Here is a 25,088-nt window from a genome sequence, read left to right on the forward strand (position 1 = left end):
GGGTATGACCGACGACGCACCCGCACCGGACCTCCGCGCCTCCGACGCCGACCGTGAACGGGTCGCCGAAGTCCTCCGGGACGCCCTCGCCGAGGGCCGTCTGGACATGGAGGAGTTCCAGGAGCGGCTGGACGCCACCTACCAGGCGCGCACCTACGGGGAACTGGCCCCCCTCACCCGTGACCTGCCCGGGTCGGGCACGGCGGTGGCGCCCGCCGTCTCGCTGACGAAGGACCCGGCGGCGGGCGGGGGTTGGGCGGACCGCATCGTCGGCGGGGACGAGTCGGGGCTGTCGACCTGGGCGGTCGCCGTGATGGGCGGCTTCGAGCGCAAGGGGCGGTGGACGGCGCCCCGGCGCTTCAACTGCTTCGCCCTCTGGGGCGGCGGCACCATCGACCTGCGCGACGCGAACTTCGCGGACCGCGAGATCGTCATCAACGCCGTCGCGATCATGGGCGGGATCGACGTGACCGTGCCGCCCGGCGTGGAGGTGGTGGTGCGCGGCGTCGGCATCATGGGCGGCTTCGACCACCGCGAGGAGGGCGTGCCGGCCGAGCCGGGCGCGCCGCGCGTGATCATCACCGGGCTCGCCTTCTGGGGCGGGGTCGGCGTGCAGCGCAAGCTGCCCCGCGCGGAGCGGCAGCGGCTGCGGGAGGAGCGGCGCCTGGAGAAGCAGGCGCTCAAGGAGGAGCGGCGGCGGGAGCATCTGCAGCGCGCGGAGCGGCAGCGGCAGGAACACCTGGACAGCGCCGAGCGGCACCGCCGCGAGCTGGAGCAGTCACGGCGCCTCCACGACCCGCTGAACCTGCACGGCACGCGGGAGGAGCGGGAGCGGCGGCCGGAGGACCGCTGACCGCGTTCACCGGCCCCGACGACCGCTGCCCGCGCGCACCGGTTCGGACGTCCGGTGTCCGTGCCTGCGGGTCCCGGCGGCCGTTGTGCGCACCGGCTGCGGGGGCCGCTGATCGTGCGCATCGGTCCGGGCGACCGCTGACCGTGTGTGCGGCTCCGGCGGCCGCTGTTCGTGCCCGCCGGTCCCGCCGGCCGATGACCGCGCGCGTCGGCTGCGGGGGCCGTTGTGCGTGTGCACCGGACTCGGCGGCCGTTGAGCGGTGCGCGGCTCCGGCGACCGCCGACAGCGAGCGGTCCGGGCGGCCGTTGGCCGTGTGCACCGGGCCCGGCGACCGATGACCGTGCGCACCTGCTCCGGGGGCCGCTGATCGTGCGCATCGGTCCGGGCGACCGCTGACCGTGTGTGCGGCTCCGGCGGCCGCTGTTCGCGCCCGCCGGTCCCGCCGGCCGATGACCGCGCGCGTCGGCTGCGGGGGCCGGTGTGCGTGTGCACCGGACTCGGCGGCCGTTGAGCGGTGCGCGGCTCCGGCGACCGCCGACGGCGAGCGGTCCGGGCGGCCGTTGGCCGTGTGCACCGGGCCCGGCGACCGATGACCGTGCGCACCTGCTCCGGGGGCTGCTGATCGTGCGCATCGGTCCGGGCGACCGCTGACCGTGTGCGCGGCTCCGGCGGCCGCCGACCCTGCGCGGCGCGGAAGGCCGCTGTCCGTGCCCGCCGGGCCCGGCGGCCGCTGTCCGCGCTCGCCGGCCCGGCGCCCCTCACAGCCGGGCTGGTGCCCCGCCCTTCAGCGTCTTCAGTTCGAACGTCTCCGCCATGCGCGCGTAGCCCTCGTCGCTGGGGTGCAGTCCGTCCCCGGAGTCGTGGCCGGCGCGGAGGCGGCGGGGGTCGTACGCGTCCCGCACCGCCTCGTCGAAGTCCACGACCTCGTCGAACACCCCGCCGTCGCGGATCTCCGCGTTGACCTCCTGCCGCACGTCCTCGCCGTACGGGGTCCAGCCGCGGTGCCCGCGGTACGGCATGAGCGTCGCCCCGACGACCTTGATCCCCCGCGCGTGCGCCCGCGCGGTGAGAGCCGTCAGCCCGGCCGCGATCCGATCCGGGTCGGCGGTGTCGGGCGCGCGGAGGATGTCGTTGATGCCGAGCACGACGACCACGACCCGGACGTTCGCGCGGCCCAGCACGTCCCGGTCGAAGCGGCGCAGTGCGCTCGGGTTGCGCGGGGGGCGGCCGGGCCCGTCGGCGAGGACGCGGTTCCCGCTGAGCCCGGCGTTGACGACGCTGTAGCCGGGGAGGTCCCGGCCCGACGCGAGGGCCGCGCGCAGCCGTCCGGCCAGCACGTCGGGCCAGCGGGCGTCCGCGCCGGTCGTGGAGGAGATGCCGTCGGTGAGGGAGTCGCCGAGGACGACGACCGTGCCCTCGGAGTCGTCGGCGAGCACGTCCAGCGCGGTGACGTACCGCCAGACGGTGCTCTGCCCGTTGTACGCGGCCCCGGTGGTGTCGCGGGTGTGCTCGCCCTCGGCGACCCAGGAGATCTGCCGGGCGTGCTTGTGGTACGTCACCGGACCCGAGGGGACGGGGGAGTACGTGCTGATCAGCACGTGCGCGTCGCGCGGGACCGGCACGCGGACGGCGTCGCTGACGACCTGTCCGCCCGCCGGGACGACGACCGACGGGTTCCCGGCGAAGGTGAGGGGCCGCATGGTGCCGGGGAGCGCGGCGGCGGTGTCCGGGCCGGCGGAGACGGCGATCGACGCGTGCGTGAGGGTGAGCGGGGCGCGGCCGTAGAGGTTGGACAGGGTGACGCGGGCGCGGGTGCCGCCCGCGGTGGTGTGGACGACGTTCCGCACGGACCGGCCGGCGAGCCCCGCGGTCTCCGTGCCGGGTTCGCCGCCGCCGGGCGCGGTCGCCCAGGCGGTGACCCAGGTCCCGGCGGAGGCGGGCGCGACGGGGTTCCCGGCCCCGCCGCCGTCGCGGGCCGGGGTGTCCCGCCCGCGCAGGCCGTCGGCGGACACCCCGACGAAGATCACGGCGGACACGGCGAGCACGGCCGCGAGCATCGCGGCCAGCAACGCCGCGTACCGTCCGGGCCGCCCCTGCGGGGCGGGTGGCTGCGGCGCGCGCGGCGGCGCCGCCGTGTCCCCGTCACGGGTCATGCTGTTCTGTTCTCCTCGGGAAGAGGGAGCCGCTCGCGGCTCCGTCCGTCGCACCATGGTGGGTCAGGGCGGGGGAGGCAGGGTGCGGGACGCGACCGAAGATCGTCCGGGCGGACCCGGACGGACCCTGGACGGCTCGGACGTGCCCCGGATGCACCAGGGCCCGGCCCGGACCGCGGCAGGACCGGCCCCCGGCTGACCCCAGGCGCGCCTTCGGGTGGTCGGCCCGCGCGGCCCGGGGTGTCCGGGGCGGCCCGGGGTACCCCTCGGTGACGTCCCTGGACAATCCCCCCACGGACAGACGCCGGGAACTCCTGTTCCGTTCCAGGAGTCGGTCAGGAAGGGACAATGTGTGAGAGATCACCGAGCGGGTGGAGCGGATGGAACGGACTGAGACGGCAGACACCGAGGACCGGGACGCCGCCGAGCAGCATGCCCGCGCCGGCGCCGCCACGAACCGGGCGATGACGACGTTCAGCCCCGCGGACGAGGAGAAGCAGCGCGGCGTGCGCCGCATGAAGCTCACCGCGACGGGCCTGCTGCTGTTCGTCGCCCTCGTCTACGTCCTCGCCAAGTGGGCCTCCCACCAGGGCGCCGGCGCCTGGGCGGGGTACGTGGCCGCGGCGGCCGAGGCGGGCATGGTGGGCGCGCTGGCCGACTGGTTCGCCGTCACCGCGCTGTTCCGGCACCCGCTGGGCCTGCCCATCCCGCACACGGCGATCATCCCGACCAAGAAGGACCAGCTCGGCACCGCCCTCGGCGACTTCGTCGGGGAGAACTTCCTCTCCGAGGACGTCGTCCGCAGGCGTCTGCGTGCCGTCGGTATCGGCAGCAGGCTCGGCGCCTGGCTCTCCGTCCCCGAGCACGCCGACCGGGTCACCGCCGAGGCGTCGGCGGCCCTGCGCGGCGCGCTGACGGTGCTGCGCGACTCCGACGTGCAGGCGGTCGTCGGCGAGGCGATCACCCGCCGGGCGAACGCCCAGGAGGTCGCGCCCGGCATGGGCAAGATGCTGGAGCGGATCGTCGCCGACGGCGCCCACAAACGCGCGGTGGACGTCGTCGTCACCCGCGCCCACGACTGGCTCGTGCTGCACAGCGACGCCGTGATGGACGCGGTGCACGGCGGCGCACCCGGCTGGACGCCCAAGTTCGTGGACCGCAAGGTCGGCGAGCGCGTCTACAAGGAGCTGCTGCGCTTCGTCACCGAGATGCGGGACATGCCGAGCCACCCGGCGCGCGGCGCCCTGGACCGCTTCCTCACCGACTTCGCGACCGACCTCCAGGCCGACACCGACACCCGCGCCCGCGTGGAGCGGCTCAAGGGCGACATCCTGGGCCGCAGCGAGGTGCAGGACCTGATCGCGTCCGCCTGGACGGCCGTGCGGGGCATGATCGTCTCGGCGGCGGAGGACGAGCGCAGCGAGCTGCGGCTGCGGCTGCGGGCGTCGCTGCTGTCGCTGGGCGCCCGGATGTCGCTCGACCCGAAGCTCCAGGGCAAGGTCGACACCTGGCTGGAGAGCGCCGCGGTGTACGTGGTGACCACCTACCGCAAGGAGATCACCTCCCTGATCACGGACACGGTGGCGAGCTGGGACGCGGAGCACACGACGAAGAAGATCGAGGCCAACATCGGCCGTGACCTGCAGTTCATCCGCATCAACGGCACGGTGGTCGGCTCGCTCGCGGGCCTGCTGATCTACACGGTGTCGCGGGCGCTGGGGGCGTAGCGCGGCCGCCCGGACCGCGGGGGCCGCACCCGCCGGGGACGGCCCGGGGCGTGAAACCGGCCGGCGCGGGGCACACGAGGTTCACTTCGTCGAGGAGGGAGCCCATGGCCACCGCGCAGTCCGGGACCGGACGCACCGTCACCACCAGAATCCCCGCCCGCCTGGACCGCCTGCCGTGGTCCCGCTGGCACTGGTCCGTCGTCATCGGCCTCGGCACCGTATGGATCCTCGACGGGATGGAAGTCACCGTCGTCGGCAACATCGCGGCCCGCCTGTCGGAGCCCGGCAGCGGACTGCCCATCACCTCCGGCGAGGTCACCGGCATCTCCGCCGCCCTCTACGTCACGGGCGCCTGCCTGGGCGCCCTGTTCTGGGGGCGGCTCACCGACATCTACGGCCGCAAGAAGCTGTTCCTGATCACCCTGGCCGTCTACCTGGGCGCGACGGCCCTGACCGCGGTGTCCTTCGACACCTGGTGGTTCTTCCTCTTCCGCTTCCTCACCGGCTTCGGCATCGGCGGCGAGTACGCGGCCATCAACTCCGCGATCGACGAGCTGATCCCGGCGCACTACCGGGGCCGCGTCGACCTGCTGATCAACGGCAGCTACTGGCTCGGCGCGGTGGCCGGCGCGCTGCTGTCGATCGTCGCCCTGAACACCTCGATCTTCCCGGCGGACGTCGGATGGCGTCTCACCTTCGCCCTCGGCGCGGTCCTCTCCCTGGTCATCCTGCTCGTACGGCGGCACGTCCCGGAGAGTCCGCGGTGGCTGCTGATCCACGGCCGGGACGAGGAGGCCGAGCGGATCGTCTCCGGCATCGAGGAACGCGTCACGGCCGACGGCGGCAAGGAGCTGCCGCCCGTCGAGGACGAGATGACGATCCACCAGCGCAGCCGCACCACGTTCACCGAGATCGCCCGGACCGTCTTCGGCCGCTACCGCAGGCGCTCCACCCTCGGCTTCGCCCTGTTCATCGGGCAGGCGTTCCTCTACAACGCGATCACCTTCGGCTTCGGCGCGATCCTCACGCAGTTCTTCGACGTCCCGTCGGGGAACACCGGCTACTACTTCGCGGTCATCGCGGCCGGCAACTTCCTGGGCCCGCTGCTGCTGGGCAAGCTGTTCGACACGGTCGGCCGCCGCGTCATGATCTCCGGCACGTACGTGCTGTCGGGCGCGCTGCTGTTCGGCACGGCGTGGCTGTTCGACCGCGGGTCGCTCACCGCGGCGACGATGACCGCGTGCTGGTGCGTGGTGCTGTTCTTCGCCTCCGCCGGCGCGTCCAGCGCCTACCTGACGGTCTCCGAGATCTTCCCGATGGAGACCCGGGCCATGTCCATCGCCTTCTTCTACGCGATCGGCACCGCCGCCGGCGGCATCAGCGGCCCGCTGCTCTTCGCCGAGCTGACGAACACCGGCAAGGTCGGCGACACGGTGCTCGCGTTCCAGATCGGCGCGGGCCTGATGGTCGCGGCGGGCATCGTCGCGGCGATCCTCGCGGTGAACGCGGAGCGGCGGTCCCTGGAGGACATCGCGACGCCGCTGTCGGCGGCCGAACCCCAGCAGGCGGCGGCCCGTCCCTGACAGACGGGCCCGCGACCGCGCGGCCGGTGACCTTGTGCCCGGCGGCGGACCGGTGGGGCACTCAGTCCCGCCGGTCGGCCACCGCCCACGACGCGAGGGCGACCGCGCCGGCCACCGAGAACACGGCCGGCCAGGCGCCGACCTTCTTCGCCAGCGGGTGCGACCCGGCGAAGGCGGCCACGTACGCCGCCGACAGCACACCGGCCGCCGTACCCCCGGCCCGCTCGCGCCACTGCTGGGCGGCGGCGACCCCGGCGGCGGCGAGCACGACCCCGCCGAGCTGCCGCTTCCGGGTCCAGCGGGCCACGCCGTACCCGCCGACGAGCCCGCTCGCGGCCACCACCGAACTGGGAACCTTCGCCATGCCTGCTGCCTCCTGCCACTGCGCCCCGCGCGGGGCGCGGGAAACCACGGACCTCCGAGGCTAACGCGCCCGGCGGCGCCCCCTCTCACCAGCCCCGGAGCAGTCGTCGAGGCGAAGCTGAGTCAGGGCTTGTCAACTTTCCTCTTCATGGGCTATATAAGGAATTGATCCGTAGGGCATCGCACAAGCGACTTGACGGAGAGGAGTGGACTGTGATGCTCATGCGTACCGACCCGTTCCGCGAATTCGACCGTCTCGCGCAGCAGGTCTTCGGCCCGGGCACCAGCACGTCGGCGATGCCGATGGACGCCTACCGGGCGGGGGACGACTTCATCGTCCACTTCGACATCCCCGGCATCGACCCGGAGTCCATCGAGCTCGACGTCGAGCGCAACGTCCTGAACGTCCGTGCCGAGCGCCGCTCGCCGGCCCCCGAGGACGCGGACGTGGTGGTCTCCGAGCGTCCGACCGGACACTTCAGCCGGCAGCTGTTCCTCGGCGAGACGCTGGACACCGAGCGCATCGACGCCTCGTACGACGCGGGTGTCCTGACCCTGCGCATCCCGGTGGCCGAGGCGGCCAAGCCGCGCCGCATCCAGATCGCGGGCGGCGACCGCAAGCAGATCACCGGCTGACCGGGCCGACCCCTTCCGCGCGTCCCGCGGGCCTCGCGCCCGCGGGACGCGGCCACGCGCCGGACGCCCGGGGGCGGGCGACGGCGCGAACGGGCCGGGGGCCCGGGACCAACGGGCCGACCGGCCCACGCAGAACCGCATACCGGAGAAGGAGAGGAGCTTCGGATGACCACGCTGACGCCGCAGAAGCCCGCCGTCCCGCAGCCGGGAGGTGACATCACCCCGGCGCCCGGGCCGCGCCCGGCCCAGGACCCCGCCTGGCGTGAACTCGTCGACGCCGTGCGGGAGGCCGGGCAGTACCCGACGCGGTCGGAGGCGGAGAGCGTCACCCGTATCGTCCTGTCCGCCCTCGGCGGCCACGTCGTCGGGGACGAGCGCGTCGACCTGGCCCGCGCCCTGCCCGAGGAGGCCGCGCGGGTGGTCGCCTCCCAGATCCCGGCGACGCGCCGGCTGACGGCGGCCGAGTTCGTCGACTCGGTGGCCGCCCGGATCGAGGGCGCGACCCCGGCGACGGCCCGCTGGGACGTCAGCTCCGTGCTCAGCGTGCTGCCGCCGCTGGTCGGCGACGAGCTGGTGACGCGCATCCTGGACCAGCTCCCACCCGGCTACGCCCTCCTGTTCGGGCGGGCCGAGCTGACACCGGCGGCGTGACGACCACGCCGTAGCTCCCCCTCCTCACCGGCGAGCGCCCCCGTGCCCGACAACGGCACGGGGGCGCTCGCCACGCCGTACCGGACACGGTGGGCGTACGCCCGTACGCTCACCGACGGCATGGAGCGTACGATCGTACGCATGACGACGGACCACTTCGCGGGCGATCCGCGCACGAACCTGGAGCGGATGCTCGCGGGCGACCTGTACATCGCCGACGACCCCGAGATCGGCCGCAGGCAGCAGCGCGCGATGCGGCTCGCCGCCCGCTACCAGGCCACGTTCGTGGACGAGCGGGACCAGGCGAACGCGGTCCTGGCCGAACTGCTCGGCTCGGTCGGCGAGGACGTCGAGATCCGCCCGCCGCTCTACGTCGACTACGGCAGCAACATCACCGTCGGCGCCCGCACGTTCGTCAACTACCACCTCACCGCGCTGGACGTCGCCGCCATCACCATCGGCGAGGACTGCCAGATCGGCCCGAACGTCCAACTGCTCACGCCCACACACCCCGTGGAGCCCCAGCCGCGCCGCGACAAGCTGGAGGCGGCGCGGCCCATCACCATCGGCGACAACGTGTGGATCGGCGGCGGCGCGATCGTCTGCCCCGGCGTCACGATCGGCGACAACTCGGTCATCGGCGCGGGCGCGGTCGTCACCAAGGACGTCCCGGCGAACGTCGTGGCGGTCGGCAACCCGGCCCGCCCGGTCCGCTCCCTCTGACCGCCGTCCGTATGGCCACCGGACACACCGACCCGCACCGCCGCGCACGCATCCTCGCGGCGGCGCTCGACCTGATCGCCGAGGAGGGCGTCGCCGGCGTCTCCCACCGCAAGATCGCCGCGCGGGCCGGGGTGCCGCTCGGCTCGATGACGTACCACTTCACCGGCATCGACGAGCTGCTGCTGGAGGCGTTCACGGGGTACGCCGACCACGTGGTCGCCGTCTTCGAACGGCACCTCGCGGGCGCCGCGACCCCGGCGGAGGCGCGCGAGGCGGTCACCGACCTGATCCACACCCTCTCGGAGGGCCCGCGCCGCGACCTGATCCTGGTCCAGGAGCTGTACACGCTGGCGGCGCGCAGGGAGCCGTACCGCGCGCTGTGCGCCCGCTGGATGCGCCGCAGCCGCGCCCTGCTGGAAACCCACTTCCCCCCGGACACGGCCCGCCAACTGGACGCGTTGATCGAGGGCTTCACCCTCCACCGGGCCCTGGACGACGACCCGCCGGGGCGACCGCTGACACGGGAGGCGGTGGGGAGGGTCACGGGGGAGGGGTGAGGCGCGTCGTCCCGTTCGGCGGTGGCGGAGCGCCGGTGGTGGGCGTCGGCTTCCTCCGCTTCGTGGCAGGGGTGTTCGCCCTGGTCGGTCCGGTCATCCTGGTCACCGGGCTCATGGACGTCTGGCGCGGCGAGGCGGGGACGTACGAGCTGCCTCCCCTCCCCGCCTGGTTCGTCGTGGCGGAAGCCGCGGTCGTCGCAGCCTTCCTCTGGTGGATGTGGCGGCGTTCCGGTGTGCTGCGCCGTGAGTGGACTGCCGGCGGCGTCCTGCGACGTGCCGCCATCGCGGGTCTCACCGCATCGCTTGTCGCCTTCACCGTCTGCTTCGGCTTCGGTCGGAGCGGGTGGGTACTCCTCAGTTGGCTGGCCGGTGGTTTGTGCGGCCTGACGCTGTTGATCGGCGGCCGCACCGGCGAGGAGGCGGACACCGAAGCGGTCTCCTGAGCGGTTTCGCCGAGGTCGGCGGCTTGTTGATCCACGTGTGCCGTTGCCCGACGCTCAACTGGCCGATGCCCTGCCGGCCGCCTCCGCGCGGGCCACCTCGGCGTCGTACCGGGCGGCGTCGACATGCAGATCCAGCAACCGGGTCGGCGCTTTCGCGGGGAGCTCCCAGTCCGACCACTGCACGATGCCCCCGCAGCGCTGCACGACCACGGTCAGGAACCCGCAGCAGCCGCCGGTGCACTCCGGTTCGCCCAGCTCCAGACGGCGCGCCTCCCCGGTCGCCCGCAGCGGGCTGGGGCGGCCCGCCGGCAGGACGTCGGCCGCGTACGGGCCGCGACCTCCCTCGTCGACCCCTGCCTCGACCAGGTCCTCGCCGTTGACGAGGAACCGCACGGTAGCCGCCCAGCGGGGCCCGGGCGGCAGCACCTTGATCTCCAGACTGTCGAACATCCGGCCACTGTAGGGCGCGTGCGGCGACGGGCTCCCGGGTGACCTAGGTCGAAAGTCCGTCTGGTGGACGGCGACGACGTGCGGGGAGGATCGCCGCATGGTCGACGCCCACCACCTGCTCGCCTTCTGCACGATGTCCCTGCTGCTGTCCGCCGTCCCCGGCCCGAGCGTCCTGTTCGTCGTCGGGCGCGCCCTCGCCCACGGCCGGGCGACCGCCCTCGCGTCCGTACTGGGCAACGCGTTCGGGGGATACGTCCTGGTCGTGGCCGTCGCGCTGGGCGTGGGGAGCCTCGTCGAGCGGTCGGCGGTGCTCTTCCACACGATCAAACTGCTCGGCGCCGCGTACCTGATCGTCCTCGGTGTGAGGGCGGTGCACGCGAGTTGGCGGGGCCGGGACGTGGCCGGGCGGCCGGCGGACGCCAAGGGCGCTGACGGGACGGCCGGTTCGGTGCGGGCGGGCGTCTGGGTCGGGGTGACGAACCCGAAGAGCGTCGTCTTCCTCACCGCCGTACTGCCCCAGTTCGTCGACCGCGAGGCCGGCCACGCGACGGCGCAGATGCTCGTACTCGGTCTGGCCGGCGCCCTCTTGCAGCTGCTGTCGGACGGGATCTGGGGTCTGGGCGCCGCCACCGCGCGGGACTGGCTGGGCCGGTCGCCACGCAGGACGGCGGCGATCGGCGGCACCGGCGGCCTGGCCATGATCGGCCTCGGCGCGTCGGTGGCGTTCACCGGCCGCGCCGAGTGAGGGAGGCGCCGCCCGGGGCGGGCACGGAGGCCGGGCCCGCCCGCCCCGGACCCGGTGCGGTGGTCTCCAGGGTCCGCCCGGCCCGTGACGAGCGGGAACCGGCGCGCGTACGGCGCCTCTTAATCGATTGCGGCCGGCCGGCGCGCGGGGATAGGAAGGCCGCATGCTGAAGGGAACGAGGGTCGGCCTGAGGGCGCGGCACGAGGACGACACGCCGGTTCTGCGGGCCGAGCTCTACAACGACGTGGTCAACTCCGCGCGCGCCGAGGGCCGCCCATGGCGCCCGGTCACGGCGAACGACCCGCAGCTCGCCTTCGACAACCCACCGGAGAACCTTGCGTCCTTCTCCGTGGTGGAGCTGGAAGGCGGCACCCTCATCGGCACGGCGAACCTGTGGGGCATCGACACCCACAACCGCAACGCCCACATCGGCGTCGGCCTGCTCCCCGCCGCCCGCGGCAAGGGCTACGGCACGGACGTCGTCGCGGCCCTCTGCTACTACGGCTTCGCCGTACGCGGCCTCCAACGCCTCCAGATAGAGACCCTCTCCGACAACGAGGGCATGATCCGCGCGGCGGAGCGCAACGGCTTCGTGCGGGAGGGGGTGCTGCGCAACTCGGCGTGGGTGTTGGGGGAGTTCATGGACGAGGTGGTGTTGGGGTTGTTGGCGGGGGAGTGGAAGGGGAGTGGGGCGGCCTAGTTGTTCTGTCCGGGGAGGTTGTGAACGGTGAGACAGGTCTCGGCCGAGGGATCTTGAACGGGTGAGGGCCTTCCGGTTCGGTGTGGATTGCGACGTCTACACCAACCAGAAAGGCCCTCGTGCCCCACCGTAATGCACCCCTGACCGAGACCGGACGGCTGCGCCTGGCCCGTTGCGTGGTCGAGGACGGCTGGCCCCTGCGCCGGGCCGCCGAACGCTTCCAGGTCTCGCCCACCACCGCCCAGCGGTGGGCCGACCGCTACCGCCGCCTGGGGGAAGCCGGCATGGCCGACCGCTCCAGCCGCCCACGCACGAGCCCGGGCCGCACTCCCACCCGTACCGAGCGGCGGATCATCAAGGTCCGTCTGCTGCGCCGGTGGGGACCGGCCCGCATCGCGCACTTCCTGCACCTGGTGCCCTCGACCGTGCACCGCGTGCTCACCCGCTACCGCCTGGCCCGCCTGTCTCATCTCGACCGGACCACCGGCCGCGTGGTGCGCCGCTACGAACGCGCCAGGCCCGGCGAACTCGTCCACGTCGACATCAAGAAACTGGGCAACATCCCCGACGGCGGCGGACACAAGGTCCATGGCAGGGCTCAGGGCAGCCGCAACAGCTCCGCGCACCGCGACCCCGCCCGGCCCCGCGCCGTCCACGGCCGTCCCAACCTCGGCTACAGCTACCTGCACACCGCCGTCGACGACCACTCCCGCCTCGCCTACAGCGAGATCCACGCGGACGAGAAGAAGGAGACCGCCACCGCCTTCTGGCAGCGGGCCCACACCTTCTTCACCCAGGCCGGGATCTCCGTCGAACGGGTACTGACCGACAACGGCTCCTGCTACCGCTCACGCGACTGGCGCGATGCCCTGGCAGCGACCGGGATCGCCCACAAGCGAACCCGGCCCTACCGGCCCCAGACGAACGGCAAGGTCGAACGCTTCAACCGCACCCTGCTGGACGAGTGGGCCTACGCACGCCCCTACCGGTCAGAAGCCGAGCGCCGCCAAGCGTTCCCGCAATGGCTGCACACCTACAATCACCACCGCGGACACACCGCGCTGAAAGGGCAACCACCCGCCAGCCGCGTCCCCAACCTCACAGGGCAATACACCTAGTCGGTCGCCTTGCCTCTTCTGTCCCTTACGCGCGCGGGTCGACCTGCTTCAAGGAGCGTACAAACGCCGTCCATGGCTGAGGGCGCACGCGAACTATCGGCCCGTCTGCCCATTTCGAGTCGCGTATGAGCGTGCCCGTCTCGATGCGGGCGCACTCGACGCACTCGGTGCCACTGCCACCGCTGTAGGACGAGGTGATCCAGGTGGGCTGGGACGGGGCAGTCATCAGGTCTCCTTGCTGATCCTGTCGATGAGATCGGTGGAGGACTCGAAGTCGAGTGCCTGGGCGCTGAGGTACTCGAACGCCAACTTATAACGCTCGAGTTCCTCGGGCTTCTCCATAAAGAGCCCACCACCAAGGAGATCCACGTACACCACGTCGAGCTCGGATGCTTGCCCGCGCAGCACAGCGAAGCTTCCGACAGCGGCGGCGTGCGCGCCTCGGTCGAACGGCAGAACCTGCACGGTGATACGCGACCGCTCAGCCATGGTCAGCAGATGCGTTAGTTGCTCCCGCATCACCTCTCGACCGCCCACCCGTCGCCTGAGCGCGGCCTCATCGATCACCGCCCAGAGGTGCGGCGGGTCTTCGCGTTCTAGCAACTCCTGACGCTTCATGCGGATATCGACCATGTGCTGCACTTCGCGTTCTTCGCACCGCACTTCGGAAGCTCGGTGCACGGCTTCGGCATACGCGCGCGTCTGCAGCAGCCCTGGGACGTACATGCAGGCGTAGTGGTCCTCGCGCACCACCTCGTCCTCGAGGGTGAGCATGAGGTTCATGGACTCGGGGATTGGGTCTGCGAGAGAACGCCACCAACCCTGGATACGTGCGCCCTTGGCCAGTTCGACTAGGGCCAGACGCTCCTCATCAGTTGCTCCGTACTCACGGCATAGTGCGTCCACGGCAGGCCACTTGACCACGCCTTCCTTGGTCTCGTAGCGGCTCAGGGTCGCCTTCGAGATGCCCACCCGCGCTCCCGCTTCCTCCAGCGTCAAGCCCGCCAGCTCGCGAAGTCGGCGGAGGTCGGCGCCCAACTGGCGCCGTCGAGTGGTGGGTCCAACCGGCATGGCACAAGCCCTTCGTGCGAGTCGCTCGATAGTTGCCTCCCCGCGTTCATCACGGCAAGACGGTGTGCGCCGGGGGCGCGTACGACACCTCGCGCTCCACCAGTCACGAGATGAGAGTTTCATTTTGAGAGTTTCAGTGAAACTCTCAGTACGTGACCGAGTTCAGTGCGTCACAAGCCTGACCTACTTAGGAGGAGAAGCGTGGAGGAAGCAGCTCACATCCCCCTGTGGAGGGTGCAGTTCCTTGCCGAGCCCGAGGAAGTCTCGGCGCTACGAGCGGACGTACGAGCTCGACTCGTGGAGTGGGGTGTGCAGGAGGTCATCGACGCGGCTCAGCTCTGCGTGAGTGAGTTGGTGTCCAACGTGATTACTCATGTGGGCCGGGGGGCGCCCGCCAGCCTCGTTCTCTCTCTTCGTGGTGCCCGCCTGCGCCTTGAGGTGTGGGACCCGGACGCGCGCGTACTGCCCACGCTCGTACAGGCGACGGAGGATGCCGAGAGCGGACGAGGCATGACTTTGGTGGACGCCCTGGCGGACTGCTGGGGCGTCGACCTGCACCGGGACGGCAAGGCCACGTGGTGCGAGATCGTCGCTGTGTCGGCGGCCACACACGCGGGGGGCGTGGGAGGCACGCGCGTGGCGCGAGCGGAGAAGATGCTCAGCTCCTACAGCGCTGGGCGGCTGCCCAGCGGACCGCGTCACAGCCGGATCGGCGCTCTGGCGACGGAGGCGGCGGCCATTGACCTCATCTCCGACCTCTTGCACTGGCTGAGGGCGCACGGCCATGACGCCGATGACATTTTGGACCGCGCCCAGACGCACTTTGAAGCTGAACTGGGCGCAGCCCCTGGTGTGAGCTGAAGCTCAGCCGGCCGCCACAGCTTGGGCGTACGACAGCACGTCCGCCGGCAGGGCATGCTCCAGCTTCCAGGTGATGGCCATGGGTCTGCTGCCCTCGTGCCGCTCGTACTCGGCGCGGCCCAGCAGCATCCACGGCTGCGGGCCGCCTATGTCAGTGCTTTTATACCGGCGGACGAAGAGCAGCACCTGACTGCCCTGGCTTGCGTGGCGTCGGTACCGCAAGCCGGTCGGGGACGACTCTGAGGTCCTGTTCTGAGACTCCCAGTGGAAGCGCGTATCGCTCAATGCAAAGTCACGGTAGCGGGTCTGCGGGGAGAAGTCCTTCTCGTCCTTCTCCAACGTGACGAACAGTGCATCCGTTGCGATGGACTCGCACCACAGCACCCCTTCGCGGAAGTCTCCAGGCATCTGGCCTCCAATCTCGGCTTGACCGAGAGCGGGGAGGATCTCTTCGCGACTGTAGGAGGCATGCACGGTCAGCGGGATGGGGCGGTCGTGAGCCAACCCGAGCAGCGGGATGGGGACGTGCTCGGTGTGGGCGAGATTGTGGGCCAATACTTGGCGCAGCTCGCTGCGGAACGCTCGCTGCTTGCGAAGGACCACGAAGCCAGCGTCATAGCTCGCGAAGCCCTTGCGGGTCACCCCACCCAACGGCCAGAGCTGGAAGAAGAGCATGCGGGCGTAAGCCTGTGTCTGCGCATCGAGGTCGCGGTAGGCAGGCGCATCGTCCTCCAGGAGACGCGTGTACGCCTGCACGCGGAGCGGATCGTCGACGTGAAGGAAGGCGGGTACTCGCCTGAGCAGCGCAGCCTCCCCTTCGGGGGCCTCCTCAGCCAACAAGCCCGAGCGGCGGAGGAGCCCAGTCCAGGAGTTCCCCGTCCCTCGGTAAAGCTCCTTGATGTCCCGGCCGCTCTCCTCCAGGTACCGGCCGAGAAGCGGCTCGCGGTAGTCCGCCACTTCACGTGCCAGCGTTTTCACGTTGACGTTGAGTTGCTCCTTAATGTTGGCGATGATTGTGCGCTTCGCCTTCTCCTCGAGCATGATCTCGCAGCCCGAAGGGAGCTTAGGGAAGTCATGCTCGATGTGGTGTAGGAGTCGCTTCCGTGTGAAGTTGGTCAGAGCGCGGAACTGGTTCTCGAAGCGGAATTCCCTGCGATGCTGACCGATGAAGTCCAAGACCGTCAGCACGGCCTTGTTGTCGGATCTGCGCAATCCTCGGCCCAACTGTTGGAGGAAGACAGTCGAGCTTGACGTCGGCCGGAGGAGCAAGAGCGTGTCGACGTCCGGGATGTCGACGCCCTCGTTGAACAAGTCGACGGAGAAGATCACTTGCAACGACCCGGACCTTAGGTCGGCCAGTGCTTGCCGTCGCTGCTCGGGGGGAGTCTCTCCAGAGACCGCAACGGCCTGGAAGCCCGCCGTGCGGAAGGAATCGGCCATGAAGTGCGCATGGGCCACGGAGACGCAGAATCCCAAGGCGCGCATGCGGCTCGGGTCGGAAACCTTGTCTTCGACCGCCTTCACGACGAGGGCTGCGCGTGTCTTGTTTCCGGTCAGGACGTTGCTGAGGGAGCTCAGATCGTACGACCCGCGCTTCCACTCCACCGAGCTGAGGTCGGTGGTGTCACTAATGCCGAAGTAGTGGAAGGGACTCAGGAGCTTGTTGTCGAGAGCTTCCCAGAGCCGCATTTCTGCGGCGATACGCCCTTCGAAGAATTCGTCCTGAACGTTCTTTCCGTCCATGCGCTCCGGCGTGGCGGTGAGACCCAACAGCTCCTTGGGCTTGAAGTGATCGATGATCTTCCGGTAGGTCGGTGAGGTTCCGTGGTGGAACTCATCGATCACGATGACATCGAAATGGGTCGGGTCGAGACGGTCCAAGGTCTTCGGATTGAGCGACTGGACGCTCGCGAAGACGTGCGTCCAGCGTTCCGGGATCTCGCCGCTGTACAACAGTTCCCCGAAATCTGCGTCCAGCAGGATCTCCTGATAGGTGCGGAGGGACTGCTGCAAGATCTCCTTGCGATGCGCTACGAAGAGGAGGCGCAGGTCGCGCTTGTGGTCCTGGCGCAGTTGCTTGTAGTCCAAGGCGGCCATGACTGTTTTGCCGGTGCCCGTCGCCGCGACCAGGAGGTTGCGGTGCACGTCGTGCACTTCCCGCTCCACATTGAGGCGTTCCAGCATGTCCCGCTGATAGGGGTACGGCCGTACTTCCAGTCCGGCTAGCGTGATGGCCTTCCCCGTCGCCGGGGCTCCACCAGCCACAGCGAGTGCGTCACGCAGCCGAGGGCCGTCGGCGTCAGGGTCGTAGGTCTCGAAAGACGGGTCGTTCCAGTACGACTCGAAGGTCGCCTCGAACTTCCTCATCACCTCGGGAGTGGCGACAGAGGACAAGCGCACGTTCCACTCCAGGCCGTCGAGCAGGGCGGCTTTCGAGAGGTTGGAGCTACCGACGTACGCGGTGTCGTAGCCACTGTCTCGGCGGAAGAGCCACGCCTTGGCGTGCAGGCGCGTGGAGCGGGTCTCGTAGTTGACCTTCACATCCGCCTGGAAGTCGCGCACCAGTCGGTCCAACGCTCGCCGTTCCGTGGCGCCGATGTACGTCGTGGTGAGGACGCGGATGGGTACGCCTCGCTCAGCGGCGGCCTGGAGCGACCGCTCGAGGACACGAAGCCCATGCCATTTGACGAAAGCGCAGAGCAGGTCGACGCGATCCGCCGTGGCGAGCTCGGCGCGCAGTTCAAAGCCGAGGCTCGGGTCCTCAGGTGCGTTGGTAAGGAGCGCCGCGTCGGAGAGCGGAATGCCGGGACGCACTTCGAACACCCCGGGCGCCTCTTGGCGTGTGATCGCTAGCAGTTGTTGAGGGCCATCAGCGATGAGGTCTACCCACTCCTGCGCGCCCTTCAGGGTGCTGATGGAGTCCAGGATGTGGTTGGCGGCGTGTACCCGCTCCTCCGCAGGGAGGTTCTTCAAGACACGGTGCACGGTGCGTGCGACATGCCGGGCGAGCACGTGGGGGACCGACTCGGCACCCACGTCCTCCCGCAGTGGATACCAGCCAAGCTGGGAAAGCTCGCGCAGCTGCTGCTCAAAACGGAGCGTGATCAGTTGCTCGTAGAGGCCTGCGGCGGGGTGGGACAGATCCTCCAGCTCAGACACGCCACGCTCCTTTGATCACAGCCGGATAGCTGGGTCTATGTGTAACAGAGGGCTCTGACAGTCAGGGGCGACGATGGCCGAGTTGATGCGCTGGTTGATCTCAACATGACGTCATCGACCGAGAGTTGGCCATAAATGATCACCTGCGTTCCAGCATGGATGAATGGCTATCGAACGCGTCATCGGACACATCGAGGGCGTGCCCGTGGGCACGGTGTTCCATCGGCGGAAGGATGTGATGGAGGCACGGCTGCATCAGACGAACCAGCGCGGCATCTCTTGGCTACTGGACCAGGACGGCAGCAGGGTCAGCGACGCGATCGTCCTGAACGGCGGCTACGTGGATGACGAAGACGAGTGGGACCGTATCCAGTACACAGGTGCCTCGCCGAGTAGGGAGAAGGACCCGAGCGGCCGGTTGCTGAGCAGCCAGTCCTGGTCCTACACGGATAACGCCGCCTTACGCCTTAGCTTCGAGCGGGGTCATCCCGTCCGAGTGATCCGGGGCTACGAAGGTGACCCTCGCTACTCCCCGTGTGACTCCTACCGCTACGACGGCCTGTACGGGATCACGGACGTGCGCACCGCAATCTCCAAGTACCCGGCTCCGGACGGATCGCCCGTCAACATCTGCCAGTTCGACCTGCGACGTCTTCCGGATCAGGAGCAGGTGCAGACGAAGCTGGAGCGGCACGTGATGGACGTGCTGGATGAGCTGGGCGACGAACCGCAGTATGAGGAGAAGTTCCCTCGGGCGCGCAGCGTGCGCGTGCGGCGACTGATTCGCGATACGGCCGCCGCGCAACGGATCAAGCAGCTCTACGGCGGAGAGTGCCAACTGTGCGGTCTCCGCTTGCTGGGACCTGACGGCAGGCCCTACAGCGAAGGCGCGCACATACGCCCCCTGGGGAAGCCGCATTACGGACCCGACGTCGAGCCCAACATCCTCTGCCTTTGTCCCAACTGCCATGTACGGCTTGATATGGGGGCCGTCACCTTGGGCGACGGCAGAAACGTGATCCCGAGAGCGCCCCTGTCGGGAGCCAACCTGCTGCCGCAGCTCACGGTGCGGGAAGGGCATCTCGTGCACCCCGCCTACCTGCGCTATCACCGTGAGTACTGGGAGGGGCAAGGCGGGCAAGCTCGGTAGCCCGTACTCGAGAGGGGCACCCCTCCAAGCCCGGCATAAGCTCACCGCACGGTGCAAAACCTCGACGCCTACCTCGCCGACGTCCCCGACTACCGCAAGGTCGTCCTGACGCGGCTGCGGGAGCTGTGCCGGGCCGAGCTCGAGGGGTTCGCGGAGGTCATGGCCTACGGGATGCCCACGTACCAGCGGGACGGCGTCGCGGAGATCGCGTTCGCCAGTCAGAAGCAGTACCTCTCCTTCTACCTCTTCCGCGGCGACGTCCGTGACGCCTTCACCGAGCGGCCGGCCGGCCAGAGCATGGGCATGGGCAAGAGCTGCCTCCGCTTCCGTCGGCCCGGCAGCGTCGACCTCGACCTGGTCAGCGACTTGCTCCGTGCCACCGCGACCACCTCCGGCCCGGCCGCCCAGTAACCCCGCCGCCCCGCCGCCCCCGGTGTACCCGCCGCCCCCGGCGTACCCGGCACGCACGCCGCCGCCCCCGGCGCCCTCCCTCACCCCCTCCAAATAGATTGTGCGCAATCTAGTTGTGCACAACTAAATGGCGCGCTATCTTCTTCACCAGTGCTCAGCGCACAACACGACCTCAGAGAGGGGCACACCCCATGCCGTTCATCACCGTCGGCCAGGAGAACAGCACCGACATCGAGCTGTACTACGAGGACCACGGCACCGGGCAGCCCGTCGTGCTGATCCACGGGTACCCGCTCGACGGTCACTCCTGGGAGAAGCAGACCGCCGCCCTGCTCGCCGCCGGCTACCGGGTCATCACCTACGACCGGCGCGGGTTCGGACAGTCCGGTCAGCCGACCACCGGCTACGACTACGACACCTTCGCCGCCGACCTGAACACCGTCATGGAGACCCTGGACCTGCGCGACGCGGTCCTCGTCGGGTTCTCCATGGGCACCGGTGAGGTCGGCCGCTACCTCGGGACGTACGGGTCGGAGCGCGTCGCGAAGGCCGCCTTCCTCGCCTCGCTCGAGCCGTACCTGCTCAAGACGGACGACAACCCCACGGGCGTCGACGGCTCCGTCTTCGAGGGCATCGAGAAGGCCGTCACCGAGGACCGGTACGCCTACTTCACCGCGTTCTACCAGGACTTCTACAACCTGGACGAGAACCTCGGCACCCGCATCAGCGAAGAGGCCCTGCGCAACAGCTGGAACGTGGCCGCCGGTTCCTCCCCCTACGCCTCCATCGCCGCCGTCGCCACCTGGACCACCGACTTCCGCGCCGACCTGGCGAAGATCGACGTCCCGGCGCTGATCCTGCACGGCACCGCCGACCGGATCCTCCCCATCGAGGCCACCGGCGAGCCCTTCCACCAGGCCCTGCCCCAGGCCGAGTACGTCGTCGTCGAGGACGCCCCGCACGGCCTGCTGTGGACCCACGCCCAGGAGGTCAACGACGCCCTCCTCGCCTTCCTGGCCAAGTGAGCCGACCCCACCCACAAGCAGTGCGCCCGGCCGCCGGACGAACCGGTGACCGGGCGCACCCCCGCACGCGCGTCAGCGCGAAAGCGCCAAGAAGACGCCTACACCCCGTGGCACTCCCCGTACACCTGACCCGACCCGCACCAGCACCCCTCCGACCGCTCCGGCGGCCACGCCACCGCACGCCCCCGCGCCGCCAGCGTCGTCGCGTACTGGGGAAGGAGTGAGGCGTCGGACGGGGGCGTCAGCTCCGACGCGGCGAACGCCTCGTACGACGGGACCGTGCCCCGCACGATGCCCAGGTTCGGCGTGCCCGAGGCGGCCAGTTCGCGCAGGGCTCCCTCTATCGTCGCCAGGTGCGCCTCGTGGGACGGGTACTCCTCCGCGAGGTCCGGGTACGCGTCCGTCAGCTCCGCCAGCTCGCCGGCCGGCCAGTGCAGCACCGCCACCGGGAACGGGCGGGACAGCGCCTCCCGGTACGCGCCCAGCTCCGCGCGCAGCCGCAGGATCTCCGCCTCCAGCTCCTCCGGGTTCTCCGAGCCGAGCGACCACACGCGCTTCGGGTCGTGCAGCTCGTCCAGGCCGATGGGGTGCCGGTGCACGGAGTCGGCGAGCGCGTCCCACTCGTCGTGCGCCGCGCCCAGCATCCTGCGCACCCGGTGGCGGCCGAGGAGCAGCGGGTACGTGGCGCGCGGAGGCTCGCCCACGCCCGTCAGCAGCAGGCGCACCGCCTCGGTGAACGTCTCGTGCGCCTGCTCCAGCTCGTCGTGCGCCTCCAGCGCCTCCGCGACGATCACCCAGGGGGCGGGGTCGCGCGGGGACGCCGTGCGGATGCCGTCGATGATCGCGCGGGCCTCCGCCTCGTGGCCGTACTCCCACAGGTTGGAGGCCTTCAGGGCGCGGACCAGGTACGGGTTGTCCAGGTCCGCGCCCGAGGTCAGCAGGCGGTCGTAGAGCGCCGTCGCGGCCGGGCGGTCACCGGCCAGCTCCCGGTGCGCGGCGGCCCGCAGCAGCAGGGCCTCGGCATCCTCGGGGTAGCGGTCGGCGGTCCGCTCCAGACGGGCGGCCTCGTTGATGTGGTCGACGTTTTCGGCAGGCGTGTCGGGGCGCATGGGGGACACCGTACTGCCGACAGGTGACAGAAGTGAGGGCCCCAGGGCCCTCGGGCGCCGGTCCACGGCCGGCTCGCCCCGGTCCTACGACCGTTCCCGCAGCGCCAGCACCGCCACCGCCGCGACCAGCGCCAGCACCGCGGACACCACCATCGCGATGTCCGTGCCGCGGGCCGGGCCGCCGCTCGACGACGTCGCCACGGCGATGGTGAGGGAGACGCCGGCGCACGAGCCGATGTACCGCAGGGTCTGCTGCGCGCCGGAGCCCATCGCGGCCCGCGCGGCCGGCACCGACTCCACCGCGAGCAGCGGCAGCGCCGCGTTGAGCAGGCCGCTGCCGACCCCGGCGATCAGCATGCCGGGGACGAACCGCGCCGTGGAGCCCGCGTCCAGCGCACCCAGCATGGTGATCACGCCGACCGCGTGCAGGGCGAACGCGACGGCCAGCTGGACGCGGGTCGGGACGCGGCCGGCCAGGCGGCGGGCCTGGAGCGCGACGACGAAGGCGAGGCCCGCCCACAGCAGCGTCAGCAGGGCCGTGTCCATCGCGGACATCCCCAGCACCCGCTGGAGCACCGCCGGCAAGAAGCTGAACAGGCCGATCACCGACAGTCCCGTGAACAGGCCGCCCACGGACGAGGCGAGGAAACCGCGGTGGCGGAGCAGGGACAGGTCGATCATCGGGGCCGCCGTGCGGCGCTCCACCAGCGCGAACCCGGCGAGGAGGACGACGGCCGCGCCCAGCAGTAGCCACACCGGCGCCCGCAGCCAGCCGTCCCGGCCCAGCGTCAGGGCCGCCACCAGTGAGACGAGCGCGAGTCCGAACGTCGCGGCCCCCGCGAAGTCGGGCCGGCCGCCGCGGGCGGACCGCGACTCGGTGAGCGTCCTGGTGCCCAGGAGGGCGATCACCACGGCGGCGGCGCCGAGGACGCCGTAGACCGCGCGCCAGTTGGGTATCCCGGCGGCGAGCAGCGGGCCCACCGCGATGCCCCCGGTGACGAACGCGCCCCACACGCCCGTCGCCCGCAGCCGTCCGGCGGCCGTCGGGAAGGCGTGCACGATCAGGCCGAGACTGCTGGCCAGCAGGGCCGCGCTGGCCGCGCCCTGCGCGATCCGGGCCAGGGTGAACAGCCAGGTGCCGGTGGCGAGGGCGCCGAGCGCCGTGGTGACGCCGAGCGCCAGCGTGCCCCAGACGAAGATCCGGCGGCGCCCGTAGTCGTCGGCGAGGCTGCCGGCCACCAGGAGCAGCGCGGCGAGCCCGAGCGGGGTGCCGTTGAGCAGCCACGCCTGCGCGGACAGCGGGGTGTGCAGGGCGGCCGCGGTCGCGGGCAGCGTGACGATCGGGGCGGTGTACGTCATCAGCGCCACAGCCGTGGCGGCGCTGGTCAGGGCCAGGGTGGCGCCGGGGCGCGGAGGTGACTCGGGGCCGGCGGCCCGCGCGGTGGCGGCCTGCGCCTGTGCGGCGGTGGCGGGGGTGGCGGTCATGTCGTCGGGGTCCTCTGCGGGGTCGGGGAGGGGGCGGGTGAGAGATGAAATGGTAGGTTCGTTCATTGAACCTACCTGAACCCGACCACGGTAGCACCAGTCAGTTCGATGATTGAACCAACAGGCGGAAAGTGGTTACAGTGGACGGCATGGCACTGGGCAAGGACTACGGGACGCAGGAGTGCTCCATCGCGAGCGCCCTGGAGGTCATCGGCGAACGGTGGACGCTGCTCGTCATCCGCGACGCCTTCTACGGCGTGCGCCGCTACAACGACTTCCTCGTCCACCTCGGCATCCCGCGCGCGGTCCTCGCCTCCCGCCTCCAGACGCTCACCGCCCAGGGCATCCTGGAGAAGCGCCGCTACCAGGAGTCCCCGCCCCGCGACGAGTACGTCCTCACCGACCGCGGCACCGCCCTGTGGCCCACCCTCCGCGCCCTCGGACTGTGGGGCCGCGAGCACCTCACCGGGCGCCGGCTGCGTATCTTCCGGCACGCCGCCTGCGGCACCGAGCTCGGCCCGTACGGCGAATGCCCCGCCTGCGGAACCGTGGTGGCCGTCCCGGACGTCGAAGTGGTGCCGGGACCGGACCTCAGCCGGGACCCGGCCGACCCGGTCAGCCGGGCCCTGCTCAAGCCGAAGCGGCTGCTGCAGCCCGTGGAGGTCGACCCCGCCTGACGGGCGGCTCACGCCGAGCTGACAGAGGGACCTGGCACAATGCGGTGCACGCGACGCACCGCGAGACGGAGAGAGGGGGGACACGGCCCATGTCAGGGGTCACCACGCGGCACACGCCCGCCGGACGGCCGGACACACGCTCCGCGCGCACCCTCCTCGCCCTGCTCTTCCCGCTGCTCCAGATCGCCCTGCTGCTGACCCCGGCCCCCGACGGCGGCCTCTCCCTGGTCCACGTCACGCTCGCCGCGACCGCGGCGGCCGGAGCCGCCCTCACCACCTGCGCCGTCATCGCCGCCCGCAGCGCGCCCGCCGTGCCGCCCACCCGGGTCCGCACGGCCCTGCGCGACCGCGACCGGCGTACGGCCTTCCTCCCTCAGCGGGATCCCGACGCCAAGGGGCGCACCCGCCCCCGAGCGCCCGGTCACGCCCTCCCGGCGACCGCCGCGTAGGGCACCTCCGCAGGACGTTCTTCCCACGTTCCCTCCGCACGCCCCGCGCGCGGGTCGTCATGCCCACCATCCCCGTCCCGTCCGGCCGTCCGCCGCGCCGGGACCCCCGGCACGACGAGACCCCCGGAGGGCTCACCCTTGTCTGTCTTCGCCACCCTGGTCGAGCAGCTCGCCGACCTGCTCCGCCCCCTGTTCGGCCTGTCCGCCGCGGCCGCCGCGATCATCGCGTTCACCGCCCTCGTACGCCTGCTCGTCCACCCGCTCTCCCGGGCCGCCGCGCGCGGGCAGAAGGCGCGGACCGCGCTCCAGCCGCGCATCGCCGAACTGCGCCGCAAGCACGGCAAGAACCCGGAGAAGCTCCAGAAGGCCGTGATGGAACTGCACGCCGAGGAGAAGGTGTCCCCACTGTCCGGCTGCCTGCCCAGCCTGCTCCAGCTCCCCGCGTTCTTCCTGCTCTACCACCTCTTCTCCAGCGGCTCGATCGGCGGCGAACCCAACGCGCTGCTCACCCACCAGCTGCTCGACGCGCCCCTCGGCGGCCGGTGGGCGGACGCCCTCGACCACGGCGGCGCGTTCGGCGGGGCCGGCCTGGTGTACCTCGGCCTCTTCGCGGTCGTCGCGGTCGTCGCGTACTTCAGCTACCGGCTCTCCCGCCGGATGACCGCGGCGTCGGCGGCGATGGCGGGCACGGCGGGCACGGGCGCGGGCCCGCAGGTGCCGGGTGCCGCGGCCATGGGCGGGGTCATGAAGGTGATGCCGTTCATGTCCTTCTTCACCCTGGTCACGGTGGCCGTCGTGCCCCTGGCCGCCGCGCTCTACGTGGTCACCTCCACGACGTGGAGCGTGATCGAGCGGTCCGTGCTGTACCGGTGAGCCGGGGCGGGGCGCGGTCCAGTACGTGAACCGGGTCTTGCGGAGTGGAGGGCCCGGCCTGGAGGATCGGCCGGTCCTCCGACGGCCGCGCCCGCCGCACCGGTCGTCCCCGTCGG

At 71.1% G+C, this 25,088-nt stretch carries 26 protein-coding genes; 18 read left to right on the forward strand and 8 right to left on the reverse strand.

The annotated features are described in order from the left end of the window. Positions 1–4: 4 nt before the first annotated feature. Positions 5–853: a DUF1707 SHOCT-like domain-containing protein gene (locus ACQZOG_RS04405; RefSeq protein WP_430741292.1), complete on the forward strand. Its 849-nt coding sequence runs from the start codon at positions 5–7 to the stop codon at positions 851–853. A 758-nt stretch (positions 854–1,611) separates the two neighbouring features. Here ACQZOG_RS04405 and ACQZOG_RS04410 read toward each other — a convergent pair. Continuing rightward, the gene (locus ACQZOG_RS04410) at positions 1,612–3,006 is read right to left on the reverse strand and encodes an SGNH/GDSL hydrolase family protein (protein ID WP_430741293.1); all 1,395 of its coding nucleotides are present in this window, start codon (positions 3,004–3,006) and stop codon (positions 1,612–1,614) included. 380 nt (positions 3,007–3,386) lie between these two features. On the opposite strand from ACQZOG_RS04410, the gene ACQZOG_RS04415 reads away from it, so the two are divergent. Together ACQZOG_RS04415 and ACQZOG_RS04420 are read left to right on the forward strand one after the other, a co-directional pair. Beyond that, on the forward strand, positions 3,387–4,733 hold the full coding sequence (locus tag ACQZOG_RS04415) for a DUF445 domain-containing protein (protein WP_391605258.1): 1,347 nt from the start codon (positions 3,387–3,389) through the stop codon (positions 4,731–4,733). A gap of 104 nt (positions 4,734–4,837) precedes the next feature. Continuing rightward, a complete protein-coding gene (locus ACQZOG_RS04420; protein WP_193455331.1) occupies positions 4,838–6,316 on the forward strand; it encodes an MFS transporter in 1,479 nt (492 codons plus the stop codon). Positions 6,317–6,377: 61 nt separating this feature from the next. On the opposite strand, the gene ACQZOG_RS04425 is transcribed toward ACQZOG_RS04420, so the two are convergent. Continuing rightward, the gene (locus ACQZOG_RS04425; protein WP_193455330.1) at positions 6,378–6,680 is read right to left on the reverse strand and encodes a hypothetical protein; all 303 of its coding nucleotides are present in this window, start codon (positions 6,678–6,680) and stop codon (positions 6,378–6,380) included. Between the two features lie 215 nt (positions 6,681–6,895). Between ACQZOG_RS04425 and ACQZOG_RS04430 the strand changes: the two genes are divergently transcribed. The 5 genes from ACQZOG_RS04430 to ACQZOG_RS04450 all read left to right on the forward strand — a co-directional run bounded on the left by ACQZOG_RS04430 (position 6,896) and on the right by ACQZOG_RS04450 (position 9,689). Beyond that, on the forward strand, positions 6,896–7,315 hold the full coding sequence (locus tag ACQZOG_RS04430; protein WP_193455329.1) for an Hsp20/alpha crystallin family protein: 420 nt from the start codon (positions 6,896–6,898) through the stop codon (positions 7,313–7,315). A gap of 165 nt (positions 7,316–7,480) precedes the next feature. Next, positions 7,481–7,966, forward strand: coding sequence for a DUF2267 domain-containing protein (locus ACQZOG_RS04435; RefSeq protein WP_033277470.1), 486 nt, complete (start codon positions 7,481–7,483; stop codon positions 7,964–7,966). 141 nt (positions 7,967–8,107) lie between these two features. Then, the gene (locus ACQZOG_RS04440) at positions 8,108–8,689 is read left to right on the forward strand and encodes a sugar O-acetyltransferase (protein ID WP_033277576.1); all 582 of its coding nucleotides are present in this window, start codon (positions 8,108–8,110) and stop codon (positions 8,687–8,689) included. Positions 8,690–8,700: 11 nt separating this feature from the next. Next, on the forward strand, positions 8,701–9,246 hold the full coding sequence (locus ACQZOG_RS04445) for a TetR/AcrR family transcriptional regulator (RefSeq protein WP_058916254.1): 546 nt from the start codon (positions 8,701–8,703) through the stop codon (positions 9,244–9,246). Next, a complete protein-coding gene (locus ACQZOG_RS04450; RefSeq protein WP_058916253.1) occupies positions 9,243–9,689 on the forward strand; it encodes a hypothetical protein in 447 nt (148 codons plus the stop codon). Before ACQZOG_RS04445 ends, ACQZOG_RS04450 begins: the two co-directional genes overlap by 4 nt. A gap of 54 nt (positions 9,690–9,743) precedes the next feature. On the opposite strand, the gene ACQZOG_RS04455 is transcribed toward ACQZOG_RS04450, so the two are convergent. Continuing rightward, positions 9,744–10,139 (reverse strand): hypothetical protein, encoded by a 396-nt coding sequence (locus tag ACQZOG_RS04455; RefSeq protein ID WP_058916252.1) that lies wholly within the window; start codon positions 10,137–10,139, stop codon positions 9,744–9,746. A 97-nt stretch (positions 10,140–10,236) separates the two neighbouring features. Between ACQZOG_RS04455 and ACQZOG_RS04460 the strand changes: the two genes are divergently transcribed. The 3 genes from ACQZOG_RS04460 to ACQZOG_RS04470 all read left to right on the forward strand — a co-directional run bounded on the left by ACQZOG_RS04460 (position 10,237) and on the right by ACQZOG_RS04470 (position 12,702). Beyond that, positions 10,237–10,884: a LysE family translocator gene (locus tag ACQZOG_RS04460; RefSeq protein WP_037639780.1), complete on the forward strand. Its 648-nt coding sequence runs from the start codon at positions 10,237–10,239 to the stop codon at positions 10,882–10,884. A 163-nt stretch (positions 10,885–11,047) separates the two neighbouring features. Beyond that, positions 11,048–11,584: a GNAT family N-acetyltransferase gene (locus tag ACQZOG_RS04465; RefSeq protein WP_033277466.1), complete on the forward strand. Its 537-nt coding sequence runs from the start codon at positions 11,048–11,050 to the stop codon at positions 11,582–11,584. Between the two features lie 119 nt (positions 11,585–11,703). Continuing rightward, entirely contained in the window at positions 11,704–12,702 is a 999-nt protein-coding gene (locus tag ACQZOG_RS04470) for an IS481 family transposase (RefSeq protein WP_058917296.1), read from the forward strand. 25 nt (positions 12,703–12,727) lie between these two features. On the opposite strand, the gene ACQZOG_RS04475 is transcribed toward ACQZOG_RS04470, so the two are convergent. After that, the gene (locus ACQZOG_RS04475; protein ID WP_033277465.1) at positions 12,728–12,928 is read right to left on the reverse strand and encodes a DUF397 domain-containing protein; all 201 of its coding nucleotides are present in this window, start codon (positions 12,926–12,928) and stop codon (positions 12,728–12,730) included. After that, positions 12,928–13,773, reverse strand: coding sequence for a helix-turn-helix domain-containing protein (locus ACQZOG_RS04480; protein ID WP_037639775.1), 846 nt, complete (start codon positions 13,771–13,773; stop codon positions 12,928–12,930). Before ACQZOG_RS04480 ends, ACQZOG_RS04475 begins: the two co-directional genes overlap by 1 nt. A 201-nt stretch (positions 13,774–13,974) precedes the next feature. On the opposite strand from ACQZOG_RS04480, the gene ACQZOG_RS04485 reads away from it, so the two are divergent. After that, positions 13,975–14,634, forward strand: coding sequence for an ATP-binding protein (locus tag ACQZOG_RS04485; protein ID WP_037639772.1), 660 nt, complete (start codon positions 13,975–13,977; stop codon positions 14,632–14,634). 3 nt (positions 14,635–14,637) lie between these two features. Here the strand turns inward: ACQZOG_RS04485 and ACQZOG_RS04490 are convergent, their stop codons facing one another. Then, positions 14,638–17,793, reverse strand: coding sequence for a DUF3427 domain-containing protein (locus tag ACQZOG_RS04490; protein ID WP_430741294.1), 3,156 nt, complete (start codon positions 17,791–17,793; stop codon positions 14,638–14,640). Positions 17,794–17,956: 163 nt separating this feature from the next. Between ACQZOG_RS04490 and ACQZOG_RS04495 the strand changes: the two genes are divergently transcribed. From ACQZOG_RS04495 to ACQZOG_RS04505, 3 genes are all read left to right on the forward strand, one after another. Beyond that, positions 17,957–18,943: a YDG/SRA domain-containing protein gene (locus ACQZOG_RS04495; protein ID WP_430741295.1), complete on the forward strand. Its 987-nt coding sequence runs from the start codon at positions 17,957–17,959 to the stop codon at positions 18,941–18,943. A gap of 51 nt (positions 18,944–18,994) precedes the next feature. After that, the gene (locus tag ACQZOG_RS04500; RefSeq protein ID WP_430741296.1) at positions 18,995–19,354 is read left to right on the forward strand and encodes a DUF1801 domain-containing protein; all 360 of its coding nucleotides are present in this window, start codon (positions 18,995–18,997) and stop codon (positions 19,352–19,354) included. A 191-nt stretch (positions 19,355–19,545) separates the two neighbouring features. After that, positions 19,546–20,379 carry an alpha/beta fold hydrolase gene (locus tag ACQZOG_RS04505; protein WP_399607419.1) on the forward strand — a complete coding sequence of 278 codons (834 nt, stop codon included), beginning with the start codon at positions 19,546–19,548 and terminating at the stop codon, positions 20,377–20,379. A gap of 98 nt (positions 20,380–20,477) precedes the next feature. Here ACQZOG_RS04505 and ACQZOG_RS04510 read toward each other — a convergent pair whose 3' ends face one another. Continuing rightward, the gene (locus ACQZOG_RS04510) at positions 20,478–21,488 is read right to left on the reverse strand and encodes an SEC-C domain-containing protein (RefSeq protein WP_430741297.1); all 1,011 of its coding nucleotides are present in this window, start codon (positions 21,486–21,488) and stop codon (positions 20,478–20,480) included. 84 nt (positions 21,489–21,572) lie between these two features. Next, the gene (locus ACQZOG_RS04515) at positions 21,573–22,973 is read right to left on the reverse strand and encodes an MFS transporter (RefSeq protein WP_058916240.1); all 1,401 of its coding nucleotides are present in this window, start codon (positions 22,971–22,973) and stop codon (positions 21,573–21,575) included. A gap of 140 nt (positions 22,974–23,113) precedes the next feature. Here ACQZOG_RS04515 and ACQZOG_RS04520 point away from each other — a divergent pair, with 140 nt between their 5' ends. The 3 genes from ACQZOG_RS04520 to ACQZOG_RS04530 all read left to right on the forward strand — a co-directional run bounded on the left by ACQZOG_RS04520 (position 23,114) and on the right by ACQZOG_RS04530 (position 24,972). Continuing rightward, positions 23,114–23,650, forward strand: a complete 537-nt coding sequence (locus ACQZOG_RS04520) for a winged helix-turn-helix transcriptional regulator (protein WP_163089178.1) — start codon at positions 23,114–23,116, stop codon at positions 23,648–23,650. A gap of 89 nt (positions 23,651–23,739) precedes the next feature. After that, positions 23,740–24,099, forward strand: a complete 360-nt coding sequence (locus ACQZOG_RS04525; protein WP_193467978.1) for a DUF6412 domain-containing protein — start codon at positions 23,740–23,742, stop codon at positions 24,097–24,099. A 138-nt stretch (positions 24,100–24,237) separates the two neighbouring features. Beyond that, entirely contained in the window at positions 24,238–24,972 is a 735-nt protein-coding gene (locus tag ACQZOG_RS04530) for a YidC/Oxa1 family membrane protein insertase (RefSeq protein ID WP_033277456.1), read from the forward strand. The last annotated feature ends 116 nt before the right edge of the window (positions 24,973–25,088 follow it).

It is taken from the genome of Streptomyces sp. P13-3-3, from assembly GCF_050571355.1.
Classification (GTDB): Bacteria; Actinomycetota; Actinomycetes; order Streptomycetales; family Streptomycetaceae; genus Streptomyces; species Streptomyces althioticus.